The organism is Lysobacter sp. SCRH-1R, from assembly GCF_057747855.1.
In genome coordinates, this window is sequence record NZ_CM173227.1 from 3,647,344 (window position 1) to 3,673,388 (window position 26,045).

20 protein-coding genes are annotated in these 26,045 nt (G+C 62.8%); 11 read left to right on the forward strand and 9 right to left on the reverse strand.

What is annotated here, in order from left to right:
• Positions 1-25 precede the first annotated feature (25 nt).
• The 3 genes from AC3ANK_RS16700 to AC3ANK_RS16710 all read right to left on the reverse strand — a co-directional run bounded on the left by AC3ANK_RS16700 (position 26) and on the right by AC3ANK_RS16710 (position 4,503).
• Positions 26-1,936 carry an ATP-dependent helicase gene (locus AC3ANK_RS16700; protein WP_484171548.1) on the reverse strand — a complete coding sequence of 637 codons (1,911 nt, stop codon included), beginning with the start codon at positions 1,934-1,936 and terminating at the stop codon, positions 26-28.
• Positions 1,933-3,846, reverse strand: coding sequence for an ATP-dependent nuclease (locus AC3ANK_RS16705; protein ID WP_484171549.1), 1,914 nt, complete (start codon positions 3,844-3,846; stop codon positions 1,933-1,935). The genes AC3ANK_RS16700 and AC3ANK_RS16705 overlap by 4 nt, the downstream gene beginning before the upstream one ends.
• Positions 3,847-3,969: 123 nt before the next feature.
• Positions 3,970-4,503: a hypothetical protein gene (locus tag AC3ANK_RS16710; RefSeq protein WP_484171550.1), complete on the reverse strand. Its 534-nt coding sequence runs from the start codon at positions 4,501-4,503 to the stop codon at positions 3,970-3,972.
• Between the two features lie 314 nt (positions 4,504-4,817).
• Here AC3ANK_RS16710 and AC3ANK_RS16715 point away from each other — a divergent pair, with 314 nt between their 5' ends.
• Both AC3ANK_RS16715 and AC3ANK_RS16720 read left to right on the forward strand, forming a co-directional pair.
• Positions 4,818-5,441, forward strand: a complete 624-nt coding sequence (locus AC3ANK_RS16715; protein WP_484171551.1) for a hypothetical protein — start codon at positions 4,818-4,820, stop codon at positions 5,439-5,441.
• Positions 5,442-5,554: 113 nt separating this feature from the next.
• On the forward strand, positions 5,555-6,067 hold the full coding sequence (locus AC3ANK_RS16720) for an AAA family ATPase (protein ID WP_484172892.1): 513 nt from the start codon (positions 5,555-5,557) through the stop codon (positions 6,065-6,067).
• 409 nt (positions 6,068-6,476) lie between these two features.
• Here AC3ANK_RS16720 and AC3ANK_RS16725 read toward each other — a convergent pair whose 3' ends face one another.
• From AC3ANK_RS16725 to glmS, 4 genes are all read right to left on the reverse strand, one after another.
• Positions 6,477-6,683 carry a hypothetical protein gene (locus tag AC3ANK_RS16725; protein WP_484171552.1) on the reverse strand — a complete coding sequence of 69 codons (207 nt, stop codon included), beginning with the start codon at positions 6,681-6,683 and terminating at the stop codon, positions 6,477-6,479.
• A gap of 542 nt (positions 6,684-7,225) precedes the next feature.
• Positions 7,226-7,555, reverse strand: a complete 330-nt coding sequence (locus AC3ANK_RS16730) for a hypothetical protein (RefSeq protein WP_484171553.1) — start codon at positions 7,553-7,555, stop codon at positions 7,226-7,228.
• A 608-nt stretch (positions 7,556-8,163) separates the two neighbouring features.
• Positions 8,164-9,324, reverse strand: a complete 1,161-nt coding sequence (locus AC3ANK_RS16735) for a hypothetical protein (protein WP_484171554.1) — start codon at positions 9,322-9,324, stop codon at positions 8,164-8,166.
• A gap of 429 nt (positions 9,325-9,753) precedes the next feature.
• A complete protein-coding gene (glmS, locus tag AC3ANK_RS16740) occupies positions 9,754-11,586 on the reverse strand; it encodes a glutamine--fructose-6-phosphate transaminase (isomerizing) (protein ID WP_206862263.1) in 1,833 nt (610 codons plus the stop codon).
• Positions 11,587-11,779: 193 nt separating this feature from the next.
• Here glmS and AC3ANK_RS16745 point away from each other — a divergent pair, with 193 nt between their 5' ends.
• The 6 genes from AC3ANK_RS16745 to AC3ANK_RS16770 all read left to right on the forward strand — a co-directional run bounded on the left by AC3ANK_RS16745 (position 11,780) and on the right by AC3ANK_RS16770 (position 19,308).
• Positions 11,780-13,069, forward strand: coding sequence for an efflux RND transporter periplasmic adaptor subunit (locus AC3ANK_RS16745; protein WP_484171555.1), 1,290 nt, complete (start codon positions 11,780-11,782; stop codon positions 13,067-13,069).
• An 80-nt stretch (positions 13,070-13,149) separates the two neighbouring features.
• Complete coding sequence (locus tag AC3ANK_RS16750; protein ID WP_206862265.1) at positions 13,150-13,878, forward strand: ABC transporter ATP-binding protein; 729 nt, start codon at positions 13,150-13,152, stop codon at positions 13,876-13,878.
• 13 nt (positions 13,879-13,891) lie between these two features.
• The gene (locus AC3ANK_RS16755; protein WP_206862266.1) at positions 13,892-15,211 is read left to right on the forward strand and encodes an ABC transporter permease; all 1,320 of its coding nucleotides are present in this window, start codon (positions 13,892-13,894) and stop codon (positions 15,209-15,211) included.
• A 16-nt stretch (positions 15,212-15,227) separates the two neighbouring features.
• The gene (locus tag AC3ANK_RS16760) at positions 15,228-16,466 is read left to right on the forward strand and encodes an ABC transporter permease (protein WP_206862267.1); all 1,239 of its coding nucleotides are present in this window, start codon (positions 15,228-15,230) and stop codon (positions 16,464-16,466) included.
• A 186-nt stretch (positions 16,467-16,652) separates the two neighbouring features.
• Positions 16,653-17,987, forward strand: a complete 1,335-nt coding sequence (locus AC3ANK_RS16765) for a sigma-54-dependent transcriptional regulator (protein WP_484171556.1) — start codon at positions 16,653-16,655, stop codon at positions 17,985-17,987.
• A 4-nt stretch (positions 17,988-17,991) separates the two neighbouring features.
• The gene (locus AC3ANK_RS16770; protein WP_206862269.1) at positions 17,992-19,308 is read left to right on the forward strand and encodes a sensor histidine kinase; all 1,317 of its coding nucleotides are present in this window, start codon (positions 17,992-17,994) and stop codon (positions 19,306-19,308) included.
• 70 nt (positions 19,309-19,378) lie between these two features.
• Here AC3ANK_RS16770 and glmU read toward each other — a convergent pair whose 3' ends face one another.
• Complete coding sequence (gene glmU / locus AC3ANK_RS16775; protein WP_206862270.1) at positions 19,379-20,749, reverse strand: bifunctional UDP-N-acetylglucosamine diphosphorylase/glucosamine-1-phosphate N-acetyltransferase GlmU; 1,371 nt, start codon at positions 20,747-20,749, stop codon at positions 19,379-19,381.
• 137 nt (positions 20,750-20,886) lie between these two features.
• On the opposite strand from glmU, the gene AC3ANK_RS16780 reads away from it, so the two are divergent.
• From AC3ANK_RS16780 to AC3ANK_RS16790, 3 genes are all read left to right on the forward strand, one after another.
• Positions 20,887-21,288 carry a GtrA family protein gene (locus AC3ANK_RS16780; protein WP_206862271.1) on the forward strand — a complete coding sequence of 134 codons (402 nt, stop codon included), beginning with the start codon at positions 20,887-20,889 and terminating at the stop codon, positions 21,286-21,288.
• 108 nt (positions 21,289-21,396) lie between these two features.
• Positions 21,397-23,832: a hypothetical protein gene (locus AC3ANK_RS16785; RefSeq protein ID WP_206862272.1), complete on the forward strand. Its 2,436-nt coding sequence runs from the start codon at positions 21,397-21,399 to the stop codon at positions 23,830-23,832.
• The gene (locus AC3ANK_RS16790; protein WP_206862273.1) at positions 23,825-24,796 is read left to right on the forward strand and encodes a glycosyltransferase family 2 protein; all 972 of its coding nucleotides are present in this window, start codon (positions 23,825-23,827) and stop codon (positions 24,794-24,796) included. The genes AC3ANK_RS16785 and AC3ANK_RS16790 overlap by 8 nt, the downstream gene beginning before the upstream one ends.
• Positions 24,797-25,041: 245 nt before the next feature.
• Here the strand turns inward: AC3ANK_RS16790 and AC3ANK_RS16795 are convergent, their stop codons facing one another.
• The gene (locus AC3ANK_RS16795; RefSeq protein WP_206862274.1) at positions 25,042-25,977 is read right to left on the reverse strand and encodes a glycosyltransferase; all 936 of its coding nucleotides are present in this window, start codon (positions 25,975-25,977) and stop codon (positions 25,042-25,044) included.
• Between the last annotated feature and the right edge of the window lie 68 nt (positions 25,978-26,045).

A 26,045-nucleotide genomic window follows, 5' to 3' on the forward strand; every position in this document is an offset into this window, starting at 1 on the left:
CTCCGTGAAATTGGGGGCGTGCAGGCTAGTTGGGCGGAGGGAACCCCATTTCCGCAAGAAACCGGGACGGTCGCTTGTTCCATCCGTTGTACTTGCGCGCCCACGTAAGGATCAGCTGCTCTTTCGCTCGTGTAATCGCGACAAAACAGTTGCGTCGCTCCTCCTCCAGCTCCGCCGAGGCTTCGCCCGCCTTGAGCGCTTGGAACGATGGCAGAACTTCTTCTGCCAGCCCGAGGAGGTAGACGTAGTCGAACTCCTTGCCTTTTGCCGCGTGGATTGTCATCAGAGTGACTGTCCGGTCTGCAACCGGCGGTTCTTTAGATTGCAGCGCCATGTACTGTAGAAACTGATCTAAAGGCAGACTCCTACCATAGCTTTGGGCGATGGAGCGCTCCAGGTACTGCCAGGCACGCGCATCCTCACCAAGATCGCTGTCCGCCTCGACCTCACCAATGGCAAAGCATTCAATTGAGGACTTAATAGTCTCCACGTAAGCAGTGGGCACTTGAAGGAAGCGAGCGACCACCGACGCGACATCAGGACGGGAAAAGCTAGAGTCTGAAACCTTCGCGTATAACCATTCATCAAGGAGGGATCGCCCCGACCCCTCTGCTTGAGCGATGAGAAGATCCGCAGAGTCTTCTATTCCCACCCATCTATTGAAGGCTTCTACAAGTGCAATGAAGTTCCGAGCATCTTGCGGACGCACCACTTGCCGTAGAAGAGCGTGCAGCCACCGGAACTGCGGGCTCACGAAGTCATCACGCCTCTGAGCGAGCGACACGCGAACTCCGGCTTGGACCATCGCTATTTTGATCTTCTCAAGTAGCGCCTTGTTCCTTGCCAAAACGACCGTCTCAGCCCACGTACTCTGCTCACGAGAAGCGATCATCGCAGCCACGGCTTGCGCTTCTTCGCTATCGACCGCGTACGAACCCAATAGAATCGAACTATCCGTTGGGATCACAGTCTCCAACTTCCCTGCCTCCAGAGGCAGCTTCTCGGGCGTCCGAGATAGGTTATGGCGCACCAGGTTGTTAGCAGCGTTGACGATCGGCGCTGGACATCTAAAGTTCGTCGGAAGCTGAACCAACTCGGGATGGAAGTCGTCCCTGAACTTCTGCATTTGAGCGGAGCTGGCACCGTTCCACTGATAGATGATCTGATCATCATCAGCGACAGCGAATATGTTCTTGAACGACGCGCCAGCCAATGCCTGAAGAAATCGGTACTGCGCCTTGTTCGTGTCTTGAAACTCGTCGAGCAGCCAATAGCGGTAAGTCTTCCTGTAACGCTGAGCGATACCGTCGAACTTACTGATCAATTGATACGCGCGCATTATCAACGAATTGAAATCTAGCGCATTAGAACGCGCCAGCTGCTCCTCGTACGCCGCATAAGCTTCCGCTACGTTCTTTCCTTCAACTTGGTCGCGGAACTTTGCCTGCGCCTCTCCCGGCTCGATCAGCAACCCCTTCAACTTATCTATGAGCCTAAGGTAGCGGTCAAGCGCTTGGCTCTCCGAACCAATCTGCTTTCTCCTCAGTCCTTCTCGAAGCAATTCACGACGATCATCGTCTTGCGAATAGATTGCGAAGTCTGGCATCACGCCGATATGAGAACCATGCTGCTGCAGCATCTGCATGCAGAACGAGTGGAACGTACCAATAGCAGCACGATCTTCAACCAGGTCACAGAGCGACTGAGCACGGGTCTGCATCTCATCTGCAGCCTTGTTCGTGAAGGTGAGTGCCAGTACCCGGAAGCTCTCGCCTCTCGACTCCAATAGGAGTCGAGCAATTCGAGAAGTGAGGACCTTGGTCTTTCCGGACCCGGGTCCAGCCAGAACGAGCATTGGTCCTTCGCCCCAGTTCACCGCAAGGCGCTGGGCAGACTTGAGTTGCTCAAACTGCTGTTCGTAGGCATCCATACTCATTTAAGACCTCGCATTCCGCGAATTGCCGCAACTAGCTCGGGCGGCATCTTTTCAACTAGCGTTGCGTCTGCCTCGAGTCTCCTGGAAAGCGCGACGGAGAACTCTACCTTTCTCTTCTTCACCGCCGAAATGAGATCTGCATAAGGGCAAGTCGCTGCACTGGACACTCCAATCTCGGCAGCCACCTCACGCACCATCGCCTCTCCCATGCCTGCAGCCATCTGCTGCTCAAGGTCTCCAGCAGCGTGGAGGCGGCAGCGCTCGTCCACCTCCGCCTGCTCAAACCCGCAGCCCTTGATCGAATCCTTGAACTTCCGACCCTCGCTGTCATTGTCGAACACCGCACACCACGGAATGTCCAATCCCCTTGCCAACATCGCAAATGAAGGAGGGTTCCCGTTGTTCTGACAATCAACGACGGCTACGCCGTTTGCGTCCAGTGAGTATCCGAGCGCATCGCCGATGGCATGCGCCAAAAGGTACTCACTCTGACCTTCCACCAACAACCACCGCCGAGCGAAGAAGATCTCACCCCTAATCCGCCTAGCCCACTCTTGAAGGTTGGCTAGCACCGCATCTGAAACGTACTTCTCAGACCGCTGCTTGAGGTCCTTAAGACGCGCAATGATGTCCGCCTTGTCTGCATGGGTGCCGTAGAGCGCCACCAGCGCACGGTAATCATTCTCCTCAAGCTTCCCGTGGACGGATATGCGCCCAGTACCGGCGTCATACGAAACTGCTCCGGCGCGACTAGCTGCAAAGGCACTGAGCGGCGCTATGAACGGAATATTCGTTTCGAACTTGTCCGGAAGAGAGCTAAATGTTGTCCCTCCAGCGTCCACTCGAACTAATCGTAGATCTCTGAACGGCACGTGCTGAACGAAATATGGCGAATGCGTCGTAACAAGCTTTTGCCCAGGAAGATCCTTCACATGGCGCCAAAGACTTCTGGCAGCCTGCGGATGAAGATGCGTCTCGGGCTCTTCAAGCTCAAGAAATGCCTCCGACCCCTGTCGATACAGCCCCTTTAGGAGCTCCGAAACAAACGCATGAAAGACGAAGATCACCGAGAGACTCTGCACCCCACGCCCGTGTTGACCAAGTGGAAGCCAGGGATGCGAACTTGAGTTCTTTAGAATGACCTGCGACCTTGACACCAAGTCCCACGTCCTGAATGGCACAACGCGAATCGCGACATCACCTGGCTCGTCATCGGTGGCTATCTCTCTGACACCTTTCAAGGTGTCGGATACGCGCCCTACCATGGGATCCGCGGCAAGAAACCTTCGATTCAATACGTCGAATATCTTTTCCGCGCGCTGCGACAGTTTCGTGGGGATGTTTATCGACCGGAGCAGTCTCCCCCAGAACTGGGACCGCGCGGCGAACTCATCGCTCGCATCGCGTAGGGCGTCGAGGTAGAAGACAGGGATGAACTCGAAGAACCGGCTCATATTGACGAGCCGAGCACCCTTGCCAGTGAGCGGAACCCGAGTAGATCCTAGAAATTCCCACTTCGGATTGTAGCTCTCGGATACCGAGTCCCAGGCGCACGTTACCCTCAAGATGATTGTTGCTGCACCTGACGTAGGGTCGATCTGGACTATGTCTGCAAGTTCGTCATGCAGCTCCTGGTCCCATTCGCCCGCTGTTTGTTCCGAAAGCTCGATCTCAATCTTGATAGGCGGCGCAAGTTTCGGATCACTCCCGTCACTCTCAAGGTGAATGTCGTACTCAGTGAAACCAGTTCCTCTCTGCCCCCACCTACGGGTCAGCGCAATTCTCAGCGCCTCAAGAATGGCGGTTTTACCAGCATTGTTTTGACCAATGAGAACCGTCGTGGAAGACAACGGCATATCAAGTGCCTTGATAGACCTGAAGTTCTCTACCTTGAGGCGCGTAATTTTCACGGCGCGATGCGTCCCTATCTGCTTCGTAGGATGTCTGTGCCCGATCAGGCTCAGTAGGATTTTTCTGTTTGCAGCGGGCGACCCCTCCCGCTACCCCAAGGTAAGGTAATGCTTACTCAGGGTTTAGGGAAACACCCCTTGTCCGGCGTTGTTTATGGACTGCTTCACCCTACGCAGGTAACGACTCACGGTCGCTGCTAGGACATTCCGCTTGTCAGCGGTCTTACGTTCACCCGGCGCGATCCTCTGCTCCAGCTGGAACTTCGGGAGGGTGTTCCCGACCTGCCACAACGGCATTCCAGGATTCGCTTTCCAATGGTCATATACCGCCAAGCCTTGCTTCAGCGCCGGGATGTTTGGCTGCCCCTGTACCTGGTATCGGGCTCGGCTCTTCTTCGCTAGCTGATGACCGCGCCTGCCCTTGTGATGCTCGGCGAGCAGATCTTTGATTCGCTTCTCCAAGAATCGCTTCGGCAACCCGAGCGGCAGCGAGATCGTCAGCGTCGACTCGTCTAGTACGAGTGCGGAAGGATCGGTAATGACGCGAACCGAGTCTTCCGCCGCGGGCTCCGCGAAGATGTGGACGCCCCGCTTACTCCACCACGCCTTGAAGTCATCGTCGCGGACATCTCCGAAGTCCGCATAGAGCTCAGTCATCGCACCGATACCACCTGCGGCACAGGTTGCCAGGTACGACTCATTGCGCCGCAGGTACGCCCACCACCAGTAGTAGACGGACTGCTGCCAAGCGCTCCTAGGTTTAGGGCGAGTCTTCGTCCCGAACGTCGGGTGCTTGTATGGGAAATGCCTCTTGCCCACGCCCACCACTCGAACTCCAGTTCATTAACATTTTAATCGTAGCATTTGTGTTGCTTCCTGACTGTCTCACTAGCCACTGCGACAATGTGTGCACCAGAGGAGGGGCTCAACAGCCGCCCAATCTGGGACCACTCAATCGGAGAACTCAGGAAATGAATGATTTGACCATTAACACTATTGACGCAGACGATGTCATACCGGCGGAAGTAACCGCCTTGATCAGCGAGTTCAACGCCTTCGCCGTGAAACCCGCCGAGGGCGTACTAGCCATGGCGCTCACGGTCCACAAGGCAAAACAGCGCCCCAAGAACGACTTCGAGCTCTTCTGCAAGGGCATCCGCTTTGATGCCGACTCAAGCGCCATCCGAAAGCTCGCACTCATCGGCTCCAAGCACACCGTGCTCAGCAGGCACGCCGCAGCACTACCGGCGGCATGGACCACCATTTATCGGCTTGCGGACATGGACAGTCGCAACCTCGATGACGCGGTCAAAGAGGGCAAGATCTTCTCCAGCATGACGGCGAATGACCTTGCCGGGCTACTGGGAAACACAAAGACCAAGGCTAAGAGTCCGGCGCGTAAGGCAAGCATCCCCCATGTTCCAAATGGAACAGGCGGAGACATCGTGGTTCGCTTCTCTGGCTCCCTGTCGAGTCAGCAGCTCGCTACAGTTCGTAAGGTCCAAGACCTTCTGCGTGGGCTCCAGGCGGCTATCCAACTCTCTGAGAATCTGGAGTCGGCACTCAGCGCTAACGCCATGAAGGAAGCGGCATGATCAGCGCAGAGGCAGATTGGGCGCAGAGGTATCGTCCGGCGCGGTTCTCGGATCTAGTTCTTCCTGCTGGCATTGCGACGAAGCTCCAACGCCTCGTCAATGCCAGTGGAAGCATGTCACTCTTGCTTCATGGTCCACCAGGCACGGGGAAGACTACAGTCGCGCGTCTCCTGAACCCCGAGAACACGTACTTCATCAACTGCTCGTCGGCTGGTTCGATCGAGATGGTCAGGAGTCTAGAACGAACCTGTACCAGTCGCCCTTTGACTGGAGAACGTCGGCTCGTGCTGTTAGACGAGGGAGACTTCCTATCAAAGGAGGCGCAAGCCGCGCTCCGCGGCGTAGTAGAAGCGCTATCCCCCGTAAACGACTTCGTAATGACGGCTAACGACCCTGAACGTCTGAGCCCAGCCATGATGTCTCGGTTCTTCCCAATCGCGTTTGACTTCTTGCGAGACAACGAACTGACAGAGGAGATGACGCAACGGCTCAGAGCCATTGTTCTCTCAGAGGGGCATGCGCAACCGTGTACGATCTCCTTGCGAGCGATTGTTAGAGAAGAGTTTCCGGACATGAGGCGCATGATCAAACGCGCACAGCTTGAGTTCGGTAACGCCACCGCATGAATAGACTGATGCCCGAAGCCAGGTTTCGATAGAAGCCTGGCTTCTCTATTTCTGCCCGTTGTCCGTGGAGACCGGAACATGTTCTTGCGCCAAACTCGGCTCTGCCGTTCTCCCTCCCAAGCACAGCGCTTGATGGATCATGCGCCGAACTGCCTCGCTCTCGCTCACGCCATGATCAAGCGCGTACTTCTTCACGCCGCGAACGAGATCTTCAGGCATTCGATAGTTTCTATGCCGAGCGTATCGCTTCGCCATTATTGACCCCCACCCATTCTCTGCTCAACGGAAGGGTGGAATTGGATCGCGAGTCTCTCAACGTCCTGCCGAACGGACTCAAACTCAACCGCGTTGATCTCATTGTTGGGATCACTTAGCAGCTTCATAAGCTCAATCCATTCTGACACCGAGATCACCTGACACCTCCCTTCTTGCGCTCAAGAAGCACGACGTGCACGCGTCTTCCGCTCCGCATCATTGCCTTGATGCGTTCGGATATAGAGCGAAGATCTCCGTCCTCTTCAGGCTCGAACTCGACGATGAACTCGACTGAAGTTGAACCAAGAGCTCGAACTAGTTCTGTCTTTGACTTAACTCTCTTCGGCGTTACTAGACTCATCTATATCTCCTTATCAGTGACGCGGGCATAGCCCGCGCGGCGCAAGCGCCGGGGTTAGGTTTTGATCTCTCATTACGGCAGGGTTTGCTAGATGCACTTTCCCCGTCGAAGGGAAAGTGCAATCTGATCGTTACGTCTAGGGACGCCATCAGCAGCGCGTTACGGGACTCCAACAGAAGCTGCTGGCAGGGGCGGTTATCCGGTCTCCCTATGCCCCGTGCTCTCACGAACAACGGGAACCCACGCAGGCAAACGCGCCTACATTGCATGGGCTTGAAGGTTACAAGTGCGGCAGAGCCTTCATCGTGGCGAGAGGTTTTAGCACCCAGTTCGCCTTTGGTGCATCATGATTAGAATTCGGGGACTTACTCACTTACCGTCGACTCTGACGCGGAGCAGTGTCCATCGCGCACAAGATTGTTTGAGGGCATCCATCGAGGCAGCGCAGTTGTAGCGCCAAGGTGTAAGGATGGAGTGGCTCCGTACTACTATTTAGCGCACTTCGTTACCCGCCTGCAGGTGATTTTCCCGTGTTTGAGCGATTACACGACTCGAACCCAAATCGCCTCGTCTCGGTCGTTCTCCCAAACTTCAACCCAATCATCGTCAGTTCTTTGAAAGGCGCGAACTAGACGGATGCTGTCAAGGGAGACCTCCCCTTCGAACCCAACGAGTTGAAACTCCGAGCCGGAGAGCCTCTCCCGAACAGCTTTGAGAGCAGAAGCTAGATCGCTTGCTATGACGGTTACGTTGCTTCTGAATGGACCTTCGAACGAGAGCACATCGACGGCTCTTCGCTCCGATCTATGTACGTTGATTAGGCACGCGCCTTTGACGCCCAGGCAACCTGCGTACTCAATGTTGAATTCCATGCAATGACTCCCGTTTCAGTCGCCCGGCGGAATTGCCGGACCGTCGTTAGTCATATGTAGTAGGCGTCCAAATCCGTCGCCTCGGACTCGCCCAGGAGGCGCAGATCCGTCCGCGCGGGCGAGTCGTTTAGTCCGCAGGGCAAGCGAGCCCATGTCCCTTCGCCCGCGCCTGGGTTTTCAACGCGCTCTAGCGCTTACTCGGCAGCATCGGGTTGCCGGAAAAGCTCAGCCACCAGTCTTTCGGAGATCGCATGGGCGTCTAGTCGCGCCGGAGCACGCCCACCGTTGGCGTCCACAACTGCCCGAGGCACCAGGTATACATCGGACCTATCAAGCAGCAGATCGGTCTCTGTGGAGCTCAGCCTGACAATTGCCAGTATGTGATAGTGGTCAGGTAGATCGCGCTGAGATACGCGCTGTCCAGCGGTGGTCTTAACCTGCACGCCGCGGAAGGCTTCCCCCTTCACCGCAATCAGGTCGTTCCCTGAATCCTTTATTGGGGGAGCGGCTTGAACGTTGTACTGCAGTAGTCGTAGCTGGACTAGCAACTCTCCGATGGTGCCAATCTTTACGCGATCAGTTATTGGATTGCCCATCGTTCTGGCGACTCAAAGCTGGATTGCGTACTGGGTCAACGGAATGACTTCGCCAAACCTCGTCAACCGAAGCGCGGTGCCCGCGGAGTCATCCTGCAAGACGACATGCCAGTAGCTCCGATCTTCCTTCTCAGTCTTGTTTAGCTTAGGCAGAAGTGGCGTGAGCGCCTCGATCGGAATGGCGTATGCCTCCTGCTTGTCGAGACATGCCATTACGAAGAGCCCTCTCTTTGCGCCCTCAAGAAACGTCTGCCAATACGGATGGTAGGCGTACCAGTAGGCTTGAGCGGCATGCGGATAACGCTTAGATACAGCGACGACTACTCGGGTGCTTTCATCATCGCTTTCGTATGCAGTCCGTGTTTCTTTGTTTAGCTGAACTCCAAGGCTTTTCGAGAGCGCGGCTACGACTTGATCCCTGACTGCCTTAATGTCTTCGCGTGACGTTGCGTCAGCTGCACTTTTCGGTGCAGTGCCTTGAACGGCTTCAATTGGCACTCCAACTACCACTGACGTTTCTTCTGCACTCGATGCAGCCTGAACGTCAGCCACCGTCTCGAACACCACATCAATCAATCTGTCGATCCTGGTGTACTCAAGCGGCTCAAGAAGTGTGCGCAGTCGATTAGCTGTCGTTTGGTCATCGGTTGACTCCTTGACCTTCACCATCTTCACGAGGGAGTCAACGCTGACGAGCCTTGCGTCCCAAGCATGCCGCGACCCGCGAATCTGAGCCTCCAGGGAGTTTGAGTCGTCTCGACCTACAACGAAGAGAACTGCGGAGTCAGCAGCCACCTCCCCTGTCGCCACCAACTTTTCGCGGTAAGCGAAGACCTTACTGAGATCAATGTTGTAGTAGTCGGTTGTTTTGACCTCGACAACCAACTGCCTTGACCCCGGGTGCTGCCAAACGCCATCAAACCCAATGGCGTTCACTTTTCCGCGGTAAAGCCCATTTGACACCTTGTACCCGAGCCTTCGCCCCAACTCGTTCACCACGTCTTGGAGTACAAACCCTGAGTTTGGAAAGGATTGAGTCAGGCAATGCGTCGCATAGCGTTCTAGGACGCTCGCATCGACATACCTAAGAAACTCGCGCAGTTCCAAAGATGACGGCGCGGCATCCCGCAACGTCCCATCCCCCGCGTTTGCAACAACCTGGACGATGCTCATGCCGAGCACGGCGTCCTTATTCGATTCCCAGAATGTGAGAAGTGGCAAATGAGCTCCCCTTTATCGACTCAACGTGCGCCTTTTCCGCGAGCGCCCAGCCTTTCGCAGATCATACCCAGCCGCCAGCTGGATCGCTCTCGATGGTCACGGCTAGTAGTTCCATCCGTGGCGCCTGGCTAACCCGGCGCTGCCGCACACTCCACTTCTGGTAGATCGAGTAGACAAGAGCTGCGGTGAGCGGGAGCCCACGGGGACTGAGGATGTTCCGAACAGCCAGTTCTTCGGCAATTGCCGCAAAGGACTGACACAGGGTGTCCCGTAATCGGGACACCTCTGCCGCCAACGCAAGGTGCTCTTGGCGATGCCTGGACTGCCAGAGCTGGGGGCAGGTCAGTCGAACCAGGTACCGAACCGAACCCCCGTTGGAAACTATTCCACCGTCACCGACTTCGCCAGATTCCGCGGCTTGTCCACGTCGGTACCGCGCGCCAGTGCGGCGTGGTACGCCAGCAGCTGCACCGGGATCGCATGCACCACCGGCGACAGCACGCCGACGTGACGCGGGGCGCGGATGACGTGCACGCCTTCGGAGGCGCCGAACTGGCTGTCCTCGTCGGTGAAGACGAACAGCTCGCCGCCGCGGGCGCGCACTTCCTGCATGTTGGACTTCACCTTCTCCAGCAGCGTGTCGTTCGGCGCGATGACCACCACCGGCATCGCGGCGTCCACCAGGGCGAGCGGGCCGTGCTTGAGTTCGCCCGCCGGGTAGGCCTCGGCATGGATGTAGGAGATTTCCTTGAGCTTGAGCGCGCCTTCCAGCGCGATCGGGTAATGCACGCCGCGGCCGAGGAACAGCGCGTGCTGCTTCGGCGCGAAGCGCTCGGCCCAGGCGGTGATCTGCGGCTCCAGGTTCAGCGCGTGCTGCACGCTGCCGGGCAGGAAGCGCAGCGCGTCCAGGTACTGGCCTTCCTGCTCCACGCCCAGGCGGTCGTTCAGCTTCGCCAGCGTTGCGGCCAGCGTGAACAGCGCCACCAGCTGCGTGGTGAAGGCCTTGGTGGATGCCACGCCGATCTCGGCGCCGGCGCGCGTGTAGTACACCAGCCGGCTGGCGCGCGGGATGGCGCTTTCGGGCACGTTGCAGATGGACAGCGTGCGGTCGTGGCCCAGCGACTTGGCGTACTTCAGCGCTTCCATCGTGTCGAGCGTTTCGCCCGACTGCGAGATGGTGACGATGAGGTGCTTCGGGTTGGCAACGGCCTTGCGGTAGCGGTATTCGCTGGCGATTTCGACCGAGCACGGCAAGCCGGAGATGGCTTCGATCCAGTAACGCGCGGTGAGGCCGGCGTAGTAGCTGGTGCCGCAGGCGAGGATCTGCACGCCTTCGACGCCGCGCAACACGTCCTCCGCGCTCGCGCCGAACAGCAGCGGACTGAACGCGTTGGCGTCCATCACCGCCTCGATGGTGTCGGCGATGGCGCGCGGCTGCTCGTGGATTTCCTTCTGCATGAAGTGGCGGTACGGGCCCAGCTCCAGCGAGGCGAGCGACACGTCGGACACGTGCACTTCGCGTTCGATCGGCGCATTGTTCGCATCGAACACGCGCACGCCCTCGCGGGTCACTTCGGCGGTGTCGCCTTCTTCGAGGAAGATCACCTGGCGCGTGGCCTGCACGATCGCGGACACATCGCTCGCGACGAAATTCTCGCCCTCGCCCAGCCCCACCAGCAGCGGGCAGCCCATGCGTGCGGCGATGAGGCGGCCGGGTTCGCGCTTGCTGACCACGGCGATGGCGTAGGCACCGACGAGTTCACGCACCGAGTTCTGCACGGCCGTCAGCAGATCCGCGCCCTGCGACTGGTGGAAGTGGATCAGGTGCGCGATGACCTCGGTGTCGGTCTGCGACTCGAACACGTAGCCCTTCGCGCGCAGGGCTTCGCGCTGCTCGTCGTGATTCTCGATGATGCCGTTGTGCACCACCGCCAGCTCGCCGAAGGAGATGTGCGGATGCGCGTTGGCTTCGGTCACGCCGCCGTGCGTGGCCCAGCGCGTGTGGCCGATGCCGAGCGTGGCGTGGAAGTCCTCGGACTGCGCGGCGGCCTCCATCTCGGCCACACGGCCGGTGCGGCGCACGCGGCGGACGTCGGCACCGTCCAGGACGGCGATACCGGCGGAGTCGTAGCCGCGGTATTCCAGGCGCTTGAGGCCTTCGATCAGCACCGGTACCACGTCGCGATCGGCGATCGCACCCACAATTCCGCACATGCAGCGGCACTCCAGATCGGGAAGACGGACAGTTTAGCGGGAGGTACGCGATGGCGGCTTTACGGCGGACACCGGAGTGTCCGCGCGGACACCGCGGACACCGTGCCGCACGCGCAAGTGGTTGAAAACAAAGAGCGCGGGGGTTGGCACGCTCCGTGCGTGTTCAGGTGGGTTCCCATCACCGACCGACCGCATGATCCGCGACACCTCCGGCCAAGACCGCGTCATCGCCGCGCCCCCCGCGAACCCGCGTCGCAAGCAGCTGCTCATCGGCGGCGGCGTGGCGGCGGCCCTGCTGCTGGCCTTGAGCGTGCCCACCCTGGGGCGCTGGCTGGGCGCCGGACAGTCGGTCAGCGGCGAGCGCCTGCGCACGGCCGAGGTCCGCCGCGGCACGCTGGTGCGCGACGTCTCGGTGCAGGGCCGGATGGTCGCCGCGGTCAGCCCCACCCTGTATGCGCCGGCCGCCGGCACGGTCACGCTGAAGGTGCAGGCCGGCGACACCATCAAGCAGGGCCAGACGCTGGCGGTGATCGACAGCCCGGAGCTGCGCAGCAAGCTCGTGCAGGAACAGTCGACCCTGGCGAGCCTGCAGGCCGAAGCCAGCCGCGCCGCGCTCGACGCGCAACTGGCGCGCTCCACCGCGCAGAAGGCGCTGGACCAGGCACAGATCGACCGCACCGCGGCGATGCGCGACCTGGAACGCAGCCAGAAGGGTTTCGATGGCGGCGCGGTGTCGAGCATCGAAGTGGCCCGCGCGCAGGACACGCTGAAGAAGGCCGATATCGGCCTGCTGCACGCGCAGCGCGATTACGGCCTGCAGGATCGCGGCGCCGGCCTGGACACGCGCAACAAGCACCTGCTCGCACAGCGCCAGCAGGCGCTGGTCGACGACCTGCAGCGCCAGGTGGACGAACTCAACATCCGCTCGCCCGTGGACGGCATGGTCGGCACGGTGAACATCACCGATCGCACGGTGGTGCCGGCCAATCAGCCGCTGCTGGTGGTGGTCGATCTGCGCGAACTCGAGGTCGAACTCCCCGTGCCTGAAAGCTACGCCGACGACCTGCGCCTGGGCATGGGCGCGGAGATCAGCTACGGCGGGCAGAAGTACAACGGCCAGCTGCGTTCGGTGTCGCCCGAAGTCGTCAACGGCCAGGTGATGGCGCGCGTGCGCTTCGCCGACGACCAGCCCGACGGCAAGCGCCCGACCGGCCTGCGCCAGAACCAGCGCGTCAGCACGCGCGTGATGATCGAGGAGAAGCCGAACGTGCTGATGGTGCAGCGCGGCCCGTTCCTCGATACCGGCGGCGGTCGGGTCGCCTACAAGCTCGACGGCGACAGCGCGATCAAGACCGCGATCACCACCGGCGCCAGCAGCCTGTCCGACGTGGAAGTGCTGTCGGGCCTCCAGCCCGGCGACCGCATCGTGATTTCCGACACCACCGCATTCAACGGCGCCGAGGAAGTCATGGTCAACGACTGACCGGTAACGTTCCCTCGCCTTCGCGCATCCCTGTCCACGCCCCGAAACCTTCGCCGAACACGCACCACCAGGAGCCCGCCATGCTGAAGATGACCCACCTGAGCAAGGTCTACCGCACCCACATGATCGAAACGCATGCACTGCGCGGCTTCGACATCCACGTGCGCGAAGGCGAGTTCGTCGCCGTCACCGGCCCGTCGGGCTCGGGCAAGACGACGTTCCTCAACATCGCCGGCCTGCTGGAAGACTTCAACGACGGCGACTACCTGCTCGACGGCGTGTCGGTGAAGGGCCTGGACGACAACGCGCGATCGAGGCTGCGCAACGAGAAGATCGGCTTCATCTTCCAGGGCTTCAACCTGATTCCGGACCTGAACCTGTTCGACAACGTCGACGTCCCGCTGCGCTATCGCCGCATGACGTCGGCCGAGCGCAAGGAGCGCATCGAGCACGCGCTGGGCCGCGTGGGCCTGTCCTCGCGCATGAAGCACTATCCGTCCGAACTGTCCGGCGGCCAGCAGCAGCGCGTGGCGATCGCGCGTGCGCTGGCGGGTTCGCCGCGCCTGCTGCTCGCCGACGAACCCACCGGCAACCTCGACTCGCTGATGGCGCGCGGCGTGATGGAACTGCTGGAGGAGATCCACGCGCAGGGCACGACGATCGTGATGGTGACGCACGACCCCGAACTCGCCGCGCGCGCGCAGCGCAACGTGCACATCATCGACGGCCAGGTGACCGACCTGGACGATGCGCCGCGCCTGGGCGGCGAAGTCGCCGCCACGACCGCCGCCACCGCGACCGAAGCCTGAGGAGCGCGCGACCATGTTCACCTACTACCTGCGGCTGGCGGCGATCTCGCTCAAGCGCAACCGCATCCTCACCGCCCTCATGGTGGCGGCGATCGCGCTGGGCATCGGCATGTCGATGACCTCGATGACCGTGCTGCACATGATGAGCGCCAATCCGTTGTCGCATAAGGACGAGAAGGTCCGGCGCATCCTGCTCGACAACTGGGACGTGAACGACCCGTGGGACGAGGACAACCCGACCGAACCGCCGGACCTGGTGACCTACCAGGACGCCAACAACCTCGTGCAGGCGCACAAGGCCGAGCACGAGGCGGCGTTCTTCCCCAACGTGCTTCCGCTGGAGCCGGACAAGCGCGAGGTCAAGCCGTACATGGTCGAAGCGCTGTTCACCACGTCGGGCTTCTTCCCGATCTTCGAGCCGCCATTCCGCTACGGCAGCGGCTGGTCGCCCGCGGAAGACCGCAACGCCGCGCGCGTGGCGGTGATCGACAGCGAGACCAACGACAAACTCTTCGGCGGCGAGAACAGCGTGGGCCGCAAGGTACGGCTGGGCGGCGAGGACTACACCGTCGTCGGCGTGCTGGAGAAGTGGCGTCCGACGCCGCGCGTTTACCACGTCGCCAACGGCGCTTTCAATGATCCGCAGTCGGTGTTCGTGCCCTTCGCCATCGGCATCGAGAAGCAGCTCAACAGCAACTCGAACAACAGCTGCTACAAGGACGCCGAACCGGGTTACGCCGGCCTGCTCGCGTCGGAATGCATCTGGATCGACCTGTGGGTGCAGGTGAAGGACGACGCCGACGCGCAACGCTACGCGAGCTTCCTCAACGACTACGTGGCCGAGCAGAAGAAGACCGGCCGCTTCCAGCGTCCGACCAACAACCGCGTCTACACGGTGTCGGAGTTCCTGGAAGCGCAGCGCGTGGTCGGTCGCGACGTGCGCACGCAGGTGTGGCTGGCGTTCGCGTTCTTCGCGGTGTGCCTGATCAATACGGTGGGCCTGCTGCTGGCGAAGTTCATGGGCAAGGCGCCGGAAATCGGCCTGCGTCGCGCGGTCGGTGCGAGCAAGCCGGCGGTGTTCGCGCAGTACCTGACCGAATCGGGCCTGGTCGGCCTCGCCGGCGGCCTGTGCGGGCTGGTGCTGACGGGCCTCGGGCTGCTGGCGCTACGAAAGCTGTATGCGGGCACCTCGATCGAACGGCTCGCCGAACTGGACTGGAGCATGGTCTTCGCATCCCTGCTGATCGCGTTGATCGCCAGCCTCATCGCCGGTCTCTATCCGACGTGGCGCGCCTGCCAGGTGCAGCCGGCCACGCAGTTGAAGACGCAGTAACCGCGAGGAAACCATCATGGAATTCCGCCCGATCCTCAACGCGCTCATGCGCAACAAGACCGGCCTGCTGCTGATCGCGCTGCAGGTCGCCATCACGCTGGCCATCGTGTGCAACAGCGTCTTCATCATCCTGCAGCGCATCGAGAAGGTGAACCGTCCCAGCGGCATGGACGAAAGCGCGCTGTTCACCATCACCAGCCTGGGATTCGCGCAGGACTTCGACCTGCGCGGCAGCATTCGCGAGGACCTGGAGACGCTGCGCTCGATTCCCGGCGTGGTCGACGCCACCACGATCAACTCCGTGCCGCTGTCCAACGGCGGCTGGAGCGAGGGCATCACCACGCAGCCCGAGAGCGTGCCGGAGGAACAGCGCAAGAACGTGCCGACCGCGCTGTACCTGGTCGACGAGCACGGCGTGAACACGCTGGGCGTGAAGCTCGTCGCCGGCCGCAACTTCACCGTCGGTGACGTGAGCTACCGCTCGAAGGACGACAAGGGCACGCCGCACACGCTGATCATCACCCAGGCGCTCGCCGACCAGCTGTATCCGGAAGGCAACGCGGTCGGCAAGGTGATCTACAGCGGCATCGGCGGCCGGAACGGGCCGATCACCATCGTCGGCATCATCGAGCGCCTGCAGGCGCCGTGGGTGGGCTGGGACAAGGTCGAGCACGCGATGCTGGTGCCGCAGTACCAGGACGGCGAGTTCGATTCGAGTTCCGCGCGCTATCTCATCCGCACCGAACCCGGCCGCCGCGACGAGGTGATGAAGGAAGCCGAACGCAAGCTGGGCGAGATCAACACCGGCCGCATCGTGCGTGGGCTGCGTTCGGTCGAGGAAGTGCGCGGCGAAAGTTACCGCCAGGACCGCGCGATGACCGTCGTGCTGGGCACGGTGATCTTCTCGCTGCTCGCGGTGACCGGGTTGGGCATCGTCGGCATGGTCAGCTTCTGGGTGACGCGCCGCGTGAAGCAGATCGGCACGCGCCGTGCGCTGGGTGCGCGCCGCTTCGACATCCGCCGCTACTTCATGATCGAGAACGTGATCGTGGTGGGCGTGGGCATCGCGCTCGGCCTGCTGCTCACGTACGGCTTCAACATCTGGCTGATGAAGCATTACGAGCTGCCGCGCCTGTCGTGGTACTACGCGCCGCTGGGCGCGCTGACGGTGCTGCTGCTGGGACAGCTGGCGGTGTTCGGACCGGCGACGCGTGCGTCGCGGGTGTCGCCGGCGGTGGCGACGCGGACGGTGTGAGCGGTTCCGGGATTCGGGATTCGAAGACATGCTGTTCCCGCGCGGGCGGGAATCCATCAGGGCGCGATGTCATGGTTCCCAAGGATCTGACATCGTCCCGACGCGAACCCTGTAACCGGCGGCGGCCGTTCGCTCCTCTCTCCGGAACGGCCGCCGCCCCATGCGCCCCACTGCTACCCTAGGCCGATGCGGACCATCCTGGTCATCGACGACAACCATGCCGTGCACGTCGCGCTCGACGTGCTGTTCTCGCTGGCCGACCTGCGCGTGCTCAGCGCGCAGTCGCCGGAGGAAGGCCTGCAACTGCTGGAACGCGAGACGATCGATCTCGTCATCCAGGACATGAACTTCACCGCCGACACGACCTCCGGCGAGGAAGGCATCGCGCTGTTCCGCACGATCCGCGACCGTTTCCCCGACCTGCCGATCATCCTGCTCACCGCGTGGACGCGGCTGGAGTCGGCCGTCGCGCTGGTGAAGGCCGGCGCCGCCGATTACCTCGGCAAACCGTGGGACGACCGCAAGCTGATGACCACGGTCACCAACCTGCTGGAACTGGGCGAGGCGAATCGCGCGCTCGCGCAGCATCGCGACGGCGAGCGCCGTCGTCGGCAGGAACTGGAACGCCAGTACGACCTGCGCGGCATCGTGTTCGGCGATCCGGCGAGCGAACGCGTCGTCAGCCTCGCGTGCCACGTCGCGCGCGCCCACGTGCCGGTGCTGGTCACCGGTCCGAACGGCGCCGGCAAGGAGCGCATCGCCGAGATCATCCAGGCCAATTCCGCCGTGCGCGAAGGCCCGTACGTGACGCTCAACTGCGGCGCATTGCCGTCGGAGCTGATCGAGGCCGAGCTGTTCGGCGCGGAAGCCGGCGCGTACACCAGCGCCAACAAGTCGCGCGAAGGCAAGTTCGAATCGGCCGACGGCGGCACGCTGCTGCTCGACGAGATCGGCAACCTGCCGCCGGCCGGGCAGATGAAACTGCTGCGGGTCCTGGAAACCGGCCGCTTCCAGCGCCTGGGTTCGAACCGCGAGCGCCAGGTGAAGGTGCGCGTGATTGCCGCGACCAATGCCGACATTCCGGCGATGATCCGCGCCGGCGCGTTCCGCGAGGATCTCTACTACCGCCTCAACGTGATCGAGCTGCGCGTGCCGCCGCTGGCGGAGCGTCGCGGCGACATCCTGCCGCTGGCCGAGCACTTCCTCGAAGGCCGGCGCCGCCTGAGCGACTCGGCGCGCAGCGCGTTGCTGCGGCATTCGTGGCCGGGCAACGTGCGCGAGATGAAGAACGCGATCCAGCGTGCATTGCTGCTCGGCCGTGCGGACGTGATCGATGCCGACGAACTCGGCCTCGCCGCCATCGCAGCCAGCCCGCGCACGCACGACGGCGAACTCGATCGCGAGACGATCGAATCGGCATTGCAGCGCGCCGGCGGCGTGATGAGCCAGGCCGCGGCGGACCTGGGCCTCAGCCGGCAGGCGCTGTACCGGCGGCTCGACAAGCTCGGCATTGCCCGGTGATGCCATGCAGCCGCAGACGCGCCAGTTCTCGATGGCCGGAAAGCTCGCGTTGCTGCTGTTCGTGGCGATGCTGGGCGCCGCCGGGCTCGCGGCGCTGCTGATCGACTGGCTCGACAACGCGCTGCTCGGCGCGAGCCTGGCGATGCTGGCCTGTGCGATCGTCGCGCCATGGATCGCGCAACGCTATCTCGCCCGACAACTCAGTCTGTTCCGCGCGTTGTCGGGTTCGGTGGCGAGCTTCCGCGACGGCGATTTCAGTTTCAGCGTGACGCGCCGGTCGCATGACGAACTCGACGACCTGGTCGAGGCGCACAACGAACTCGGCCGCGTTCTGCGCGAGGAGCGCCAGTCGCTGTTCCAGCGCGAACTGCTGCTCGACACGGTCGTGCAGAACACGCCGACCGCGCTGCTGCTCACCGAGAGCCGCGGCGCGATCGTGTACGGCAACGTCGCCGCGCGCCAGCTGTTCCATGACGGGCGCAAGGTCGAAGGACTGAAGTTCGCGCAGCTGATGGAACACACGCCCGCGCCGTTGCGCGAGGCACTCGGCGAAGGCCGTGACCGGCTTTTCAGCTTCGAGCATGCCGGGCAGGAAGAGACCTACCACCTCGCGCGTCGCGACTTCCATCTCAATGGCCGCGTGCACACGCTGTACATGTTCAAGCGGCTCACCGCCGAGTTGAACCGGCAGGAAGTGGCGACGTGGAAGAAGGTGATCCGCGTGATCAGCCACGAGCTCAACAACTCGCTGGCGCCGATCACGTCGCTGGCGCATTCGGGCGCCGAGCTGCTGCGGCGCGAGGACTACGAGAAGCTCGGGCGCATCTTCGAAACCATCGAGGAACGCGCGCGGCATCTGCACGGCTTCCTGCGCGGGTACTCGAGCGTGGCGAAGCTGCCCGTGCCGGAACTGGAAACGGTGGAATGGGCGCCGTTCCTGTCGCGGCTGCAGCAGCATTACGCGTTCCAGCATGGCCCGGTGCCGGACGATCCGGCGCGCTTCGATCCCGCGCAGGTCGAGCAGGCGCTGATCAACGTGCTGAAGAACGCGCACGAATCCGGCTCCGCGCACGAGGACGTGACCGTGTCGGTCCGGCAGGTCGGGCGCGTGCTGCGGGTGGAAGTGAGCGATCGCGGTCCGGGCATGTCGGATGCGGTGCTCGCCAACGCGCTGGTGCCGTTCTACTCGACCAAGCGCAGTGGCAGTGGCCTGGGTTTGGCGCTCGCGCGCGAGATCTGCGAGGCGCACGGGGGCCGGATCGGCCTGGCGAATCGCGACGGCGGCGGGCTGACGGTGAGTTTGACGCTGCCCGCCGAGTAACGGGGAACGAGCGGAGAACGGGAAACGAGTGAAGAACGCCCTGCTCGTTGCTGGTTCCTTTCACTCGTTCCTAGCCTTTGGGCTTCTTCACCGGCCGCTGCCACCCCTCCACCACCGACTGCCGCGCACGCGCCACGGTGAGCTTGCCTTCGGGCGCATCGCGCGTGACGACCGAACCCGCGGCGATCGTCGCCTCACGGCCGATCGTCACCGGCGCAACGAGCGAGGAATTGGAGCCGATGAACGCGCCGTCCTCGATGATCGTGGTCGACTTGTTCACGCCGTCGTAGTTGCAGGTGATCGTGCCGGCGCCGACATTCACGCGCGAGCCGATGACGGTATCGCCGAGGTACGTGAGGTGGTTGGCCTTGCTGGTCACGCCGATGCGCGCGTTCTTGGTCTCGACGAAGTTGCCGATGTGCACGCCGTCGGCGAGCACGGTGCCCGGACGCAGGCGCGAATACGGACCGATCTGCGCCGCGCCTTCGACGACGACACCATCGAGGTCGCAATGCGCGCGCACTTCGGTGCCGGGGCCGAGGGTGACGTCCTTCAGGCGGCAGAACGGGCCGATGCGAACGCCGTCGCCGAGCACGACCTTGCCTTCCAGCACCACGTCCACGTCGATCTCCACGTCGTGGCCGACGCTCACCTCGCCACGCTGGTCGTAACGCGACGGGTCGGCCAGGCGGGCGCCCTGCACACAGAGCGCACGCGCCGCGCGACGCTGGAAGGCGCGTTCGAGTTGCGCGAGTTGCCACGCATCGTTGGCACCTTCGACTTCGATCGGATCCTGCACGTGGACCATCTCGGCCGCGTTGAATTCGGCGGCGGCGGAGGCGAAGACATCGGTGAGGTAGTACTCGCCCTGCGCGTTGTCGTTGCCCAGGTGCTGCAGCCAGCGGCGCAGGGCCTCGCCGTCGGCGACGAGGATGCCAGTGTTGACGGTGCGGATCTCGCGCTGCTCGTCGTCGGCGTCCTTGTGTTCGACGATGCGGCCGACGCGACCCTGCGGATCGCGCACGATGCGGCCGTAGCCGGTGGGATCGTCGAGATCGGCGACCAGCACCGCGATGCGTCCCGGCGCCTGCAACAGGCGTTGCAGCGTCTGCGCGGTGATCAGCGGCACGTCGCCGTACAGCACCAGCACGCGCGCGTCGACCGGCACCGACGGCATCGCCTGCTGCACCGCATGGCCGGTGCCCAGGCGCTGCTCCTGCTCGGTCCAGTGCAGGTCCGGCTGGTCGGCGAACGCCGCACGCACCTGCTCGCCCCCGTGCCCGTACACGACGTGAACGCCGGCCGCACCGAGCTGGCGCGCGGTGTCGATCACGTGCCCCAGCATCGGCTTGCCGGCGATCTTCTGCAGCACCTTGGCCGTGGACGATTTCATGCGCTTGCCCTCGCCGGCGGCGAGGATGACGACGTGCAACTGGTTCATGCGTGTTCCTGTTCTGTTCCTGATGCCGGCCCGGACGTCGACGCCGCGAGCGGAATCTTAGCAATGGTCCGGCGACAGGCTTCCCGTGCGGCGCGGCCTTCAGCAAGTGTGACCGACGGCTGGTCTAGAATCACGGCATGCGCCGACTGATCCCCACCCCCACACTGCTCCGGCAGGGCGGCAGTTACTTCCTGATCGGCATGTTGCAGTTGCTGGTGGACTGGGCCGTTTTCGTGAGCCTGAGCGCCGCCGGCGTCGCCGTCGAGCCCGCCAACGTGGTGGGTCGCGTCAGTGGCGCGGTGCTCGGGTTCTGGTTCAACGGCCGGTTCACCTTCGGCTCGGAAGGCACCCTGGGGCGGCGCCAGTTCGCGCGCTTCGTGCTGATGTGGCTCGGGACCACGGCAGTGAGCACGTGGGCCATGGCGAACATCGACGCGGCGGTTGGCCTCAAATGGGCGTGGCTGGCCAAGCCGGCCATCGACCTGGCGCTGAGTGCGGTCGGATTCCTTCTCTCGCGGCACTGGGTGTACCGGCGCTGATCGCTCCAGGCCCGGCCCGCCCACCACCCCGGCCCAGCCGAACTGTTCTCGCAGACAGTCGTCTTTTTTCGCAGATAGACTAGGCCGATTTCCCTAGGCGCAGAGTGCATGGACGCAGTTCCCCGAACGTTGTCGCTGCCGTCGTCCGTGCGGCAGCTGATCCTGTGGGTCACACCGCTACTGACGGTTTTTGGCTTCCTTTTCCATTCGACGTGGCGCAACGTCGCGGTATTCACCGTGGTGGACTATGCCCTCATCGCTGCTGCGATCACCACCATCACGGGCCTGGTGTGGATGGTGCAGCGACGCCGGTTCGTCGCGACGGCTGCCGGGGCGTGGCTCGTGGCGCTGGCGTGTTTCGCCGGACTCGGGCCGACGGCGGCAGCCCTCGTCATCGCGGCCGTGGCCCTCGGCCTGGGTACGTTGCTCGTGGCCGACGACGAGCCTGCCCGTGCGGAGCTCGCACTGCTTGCCGGCCTTGGCATCATCTGCGCGGCGGTCGGCTGGCTGCTGCCGTTTCCGATCCATCGTCCTTCGGTGTATTTCCTCGTCGCCGCGCTCGTCATCTCCTTGCGACGCCGGGCGATCGTGTCCGCGGTACGACCGCTCGGTAGCCGGTTCGTTTCCGCCATCGACCAGGCCCCTGTGGCCGCGTTCGTCGCGATCACCTGCGTGGGCATCGCATCGACCGCCGCCTGGTTGCCCACCGCGCAGTCCGACGACGTCAGCTACCACCTGGCGCTGCCGTGGCAACTGCAGGAACTGGGCTACTACCGCATGGCCGCGGGCGATTCGCTCTGGGCCGTGGCGCCGTGGGCGAGCGATGTGGTGCATGCGATTGCGCAGCTGCTCGCGGGGAGCGAGGCGCGCGGCGCCGTCAACGGCATCTGGTTGCTGCTCATCTGCGGAGCGCTCTGGCAGCTCGGCCTCCTGCTTGGACTGCCCTCCGCACTGCGCTGGATGGCGATCGCGCTTTACGTCACGTTCCCCATGTCGAGTTCCCTGCTGGCGGGCATGCAGACGGAGACGGCCACGACGGCCACGCTGCTCGGGCTCGCCATCGCGATCGGCAGGCCTGCCGTCTACGGCCGAAAGCGGCTCTGCCTGATTGCCGTACTCGCCGGCCTGCTGCTGGCGCTGAAACTGTCCAATGCACTGTTGCTGATTCCGATGGGCGTCTGGCTGGTGGCCAGAGCCGGTCGCGGGCTGCCGTGGAAGTGGCTGCTGCCGGCCAGCGCGCTGGGTCTCCTCGTTGCCGCATCGAGCTACTTCTACGCATACCTGCTCACCGGCAATCCCACCCTGCCCTTCCTCAACGGCATCTTCCAGTCGCCCTACTTCCAGCCGATCAACTGGAAGGACGAGCTGTGGGATGCCGGTGTGAACTGGAGGACGCCCTGGGACCTGACGTTCCATACCACGCGCTACCTGAGCGCCAAGGACGGCGCATCCGGAATGGCGCTCCTGCTGATCTTCGCCGGCACCCTGCTTGCGCTGCTCCGACGTCGCGCGCGTGCGTTGGCTCTGGTGGGCCTGGGCTGCTTCCTGCTGGTTTTCTTCCAGATCCAGTACGTGCGCTACGTCCATCCGTCCTTCGCACTGCTGGTGCCCGTCGCGATGGCCGGCTTGAACCAGCTTGAGCTGCGCAGGCAGACGCTGGCAGCTGTCGGCGCGATCGTCGTTCTGAACCTGAGCCTGCTTTCCACGGGTTACTGGCAGATCCACGGCGGGATGCTGCATGTGTTCCTGCTCGAAGGCAGCAGGGAGGCGTTGCGGAAGTTCGTTCCGCAGCGTGAGGTCGCGGCCCGCGTTCGGGATCTGTACCACGGCAGCAAGCAGGCCCTCTTCCACAATGTGATTTCGCACGGCAACGCCGAACTGGCGGGGACCGCGTACACGACAGCCTGGTACGACTGGCGTCTCAGAGGACTTGCCGCCGCCGCCGATTCGGATCCGACCGGCAAGGCATGGCGAAAGTTGCTCTCGGACTTCGGCGTGGAAGTCGTGGTGGTCGACACGCAGAGGCCGAGTCCGGCGTTGAGCGCGGCCCTGCGCTCCAGCGAGAGCCGCCAGGTGTCGAGCGTGGGCAATTATGAAATCTGGGAGATAGCCGGTATCTCGCTGCCGGCCGCCACGACTGTCGAGAAGCCCGAGTACATCAAGGTCCGCTATCCGGTGTCGGGCGACGTTCGACGGTTCGATTCCAGCATTTCCATGCACTGCGACCAGGTGAACGTCCCGATCATCGTCTCCTGGTCGGCGCGTTACGCGGACCGCCCCGGCGAAACGCATCTGGAGTCGCGCTGGGCCACCTGCACGACTTCGGAAGTGGCCAGCATCGAGAACGCGCTCACGCTGAACGAACCGGTCAAGGAGTTCGTGGTGACCGCTTCGCCAACCAAGCCCATGCGTTTCTCCCTGATTCGCGCCGCCACGATCCCGGCTTCCGATGTCGCCCGCGATCGGGATCTCGCGAGCGGGCTCCGCCAATCCATTGCTTCGCTATTCGTGCGCAAACAGCAGGACGGAAACGCCCATGAATGAACGAACTCCGCCTCGCCTTGCCGTCGTGATTCCGTGCTACGGCGTCGGTGCCCTGGTCCTCGATGTGATCGCCGGCATCGGGCCGGAAGCGGGATGGATCTACGTCGTGGATGACCAGTGCCCGTTGTCCACCGGACGACTGGTCGAACGCGAATGCCGTGACCCACGGGTCACCGTCCTGTATCACGAGAAGAACCAGGGCGTGGGCGGCGCGGTGATCACCGGCTACACGGCGGCACTGGAAAGCGACGCGGTGGCCATCGTGAAGATCGACGGCGACGGGCAGATGGATCCGGCCATGATCGACCGGTTGGCGGCGCCGATCCTCGCCGGGCGCGCGGACTACACCAAAGGCAATCGCTTCCACCATATTGCCGACGTGGCCGCAATGCCGGCCGTCCGCCTGATCGGCAACGCGGTGTTGTCCTTCATGACCAAGCTGTCCAGCGGCTACTGGCAGCTGTTCGACCCGACCAATGGCTTCACGGCGATCCATCGCAAGGTGGTGTCCGAGATTCCGCTGGACCGCGTGGCCAGACGTTACTTTTTCGAGTCGGACATGCTGTACCAGCTCAATCAGGTTCGCGCTGTCGTGGCGGAGATGCCCATGTCCGCACGTTACGAAGGCGAGCCTTCGAGCCTGCGCCCGATGCGCGTGATTGGTCCTTTTCTTGCAGGACATTCGCGCAACGCTTTCCGTCGCCTCATCTACAGCTACTTCGTTCGCGGTTTCTCGGTGGCGTCATTGGAGCTGCTGGTCGGCATACCGATGCTGGCCTTTGGTGTCATCTTCGGAGCGATCGCGTGGTGCCGTTCGATCGCGTTGGGAGAGGTATCCACCGCGGGCACCGTGATGCTGGCGGCCCTGCCCCTGATCCTGGGTAGCCAGCTGATCCTGTCGTGGCTCAATTTCGACATCGCGTCGGAACCCAGGCAGCCGCTGCATCGACTGCTGGGCGATTGAAGTCATGCGCCGGACCGGACACGATCCGGCGCCCGTCGTTGGGCATTGTGCGGGAACGTTCCCTGCTTCGCGACGTTGCACGACGCTCCCGCGCACGGACAGTGCGCAATCAGCTGCGCGCGTGCTTTGACACGCGCTATGAACGCCGAGCTCACCACGCTTGTGTTGGCAGCCCCACGCCTCAGCCCGGGAAGATTTTCTGCCCGGCGCAGCAGTTGTTCTGGTGAATCTTCCGGCCAGCATCCTTACTTGCGGATGGCATGCACCACCTGGTCTGCCAGCAGGCGCATCAGCTCCTGGCTCCTGCGATTCACGGTATCGAGAATCAGGCCGGTGGCAACCGACAGCAACGCCGAAAGCACCAGAGCCGCCGCCAGGACCGCCGTGGAAGGATGCGTGACCTTCCCGGTGGTGGCGAATTCGCCGATGACGATGGAGCCGGCGGCCATACCGCCCAGCAGGCACAGCAGCGCGAGCCATCCGAAGAACCGCAGCGGGCGGTAATCCTTGTACAGGAACGCGATGGTGCGCAGCACCCGGTAGCCGTCGCGGAAGGTGTGGAGTTTCGAATGGCTGCCGACGGGCCGCGCGCCGTAAGGGACGGGGATCTCGCGGACGGTCATGCCGTTGGCGAGCGCGAAGACGGTCATTTCCGTCTCGATCTCGAAGCCCTGCGACAGCACCGGCATGGATCGCACGAACCGGCGGTTGAACGCGCGATAGCCCGACAGCGCGTCGGAGATCCCGTAACCGAACAGTCGCGTGATCACGCCGCGCACGAGCCGGTTGCCGAATCCGTGGAATCGCCGGAACGCGCCATCGTGATGCTGCTCCAGGCGGGTGCCGACCACCATGTCCGCCGAGCCGGCGATGACCGGCGCGAGCAGTTCGCGCGCATGGGCCGCGGGATAGGTATCGTCGCCATCGACCATCAGCAGGATGTCGGCATCGACTTCGCGGAACATCGCGCGCACGACGTTGCCCTTGCCCTTCATGGGAACGCGGGTCACGCGCGCGCCGGCCGCTTCGGCCGTGGCGGCCGTCAAGTCCGTGCTCGCGTTGTCGAAGACGTGCACGGTGGCATCCGGCAACGCCGCGCGGAAATCCGTCACGACCTTGGCGATCGTCGTGGCCTCGTTGTAGCAGGGAACGACGACCGCGACTCGAACGGGGGTATCCATCGTGATGGTTCGGTGAAAGTTCGGCGCATTATCTTGCATGTACGCGACCTTGGCTCCCCTGCTGGGGA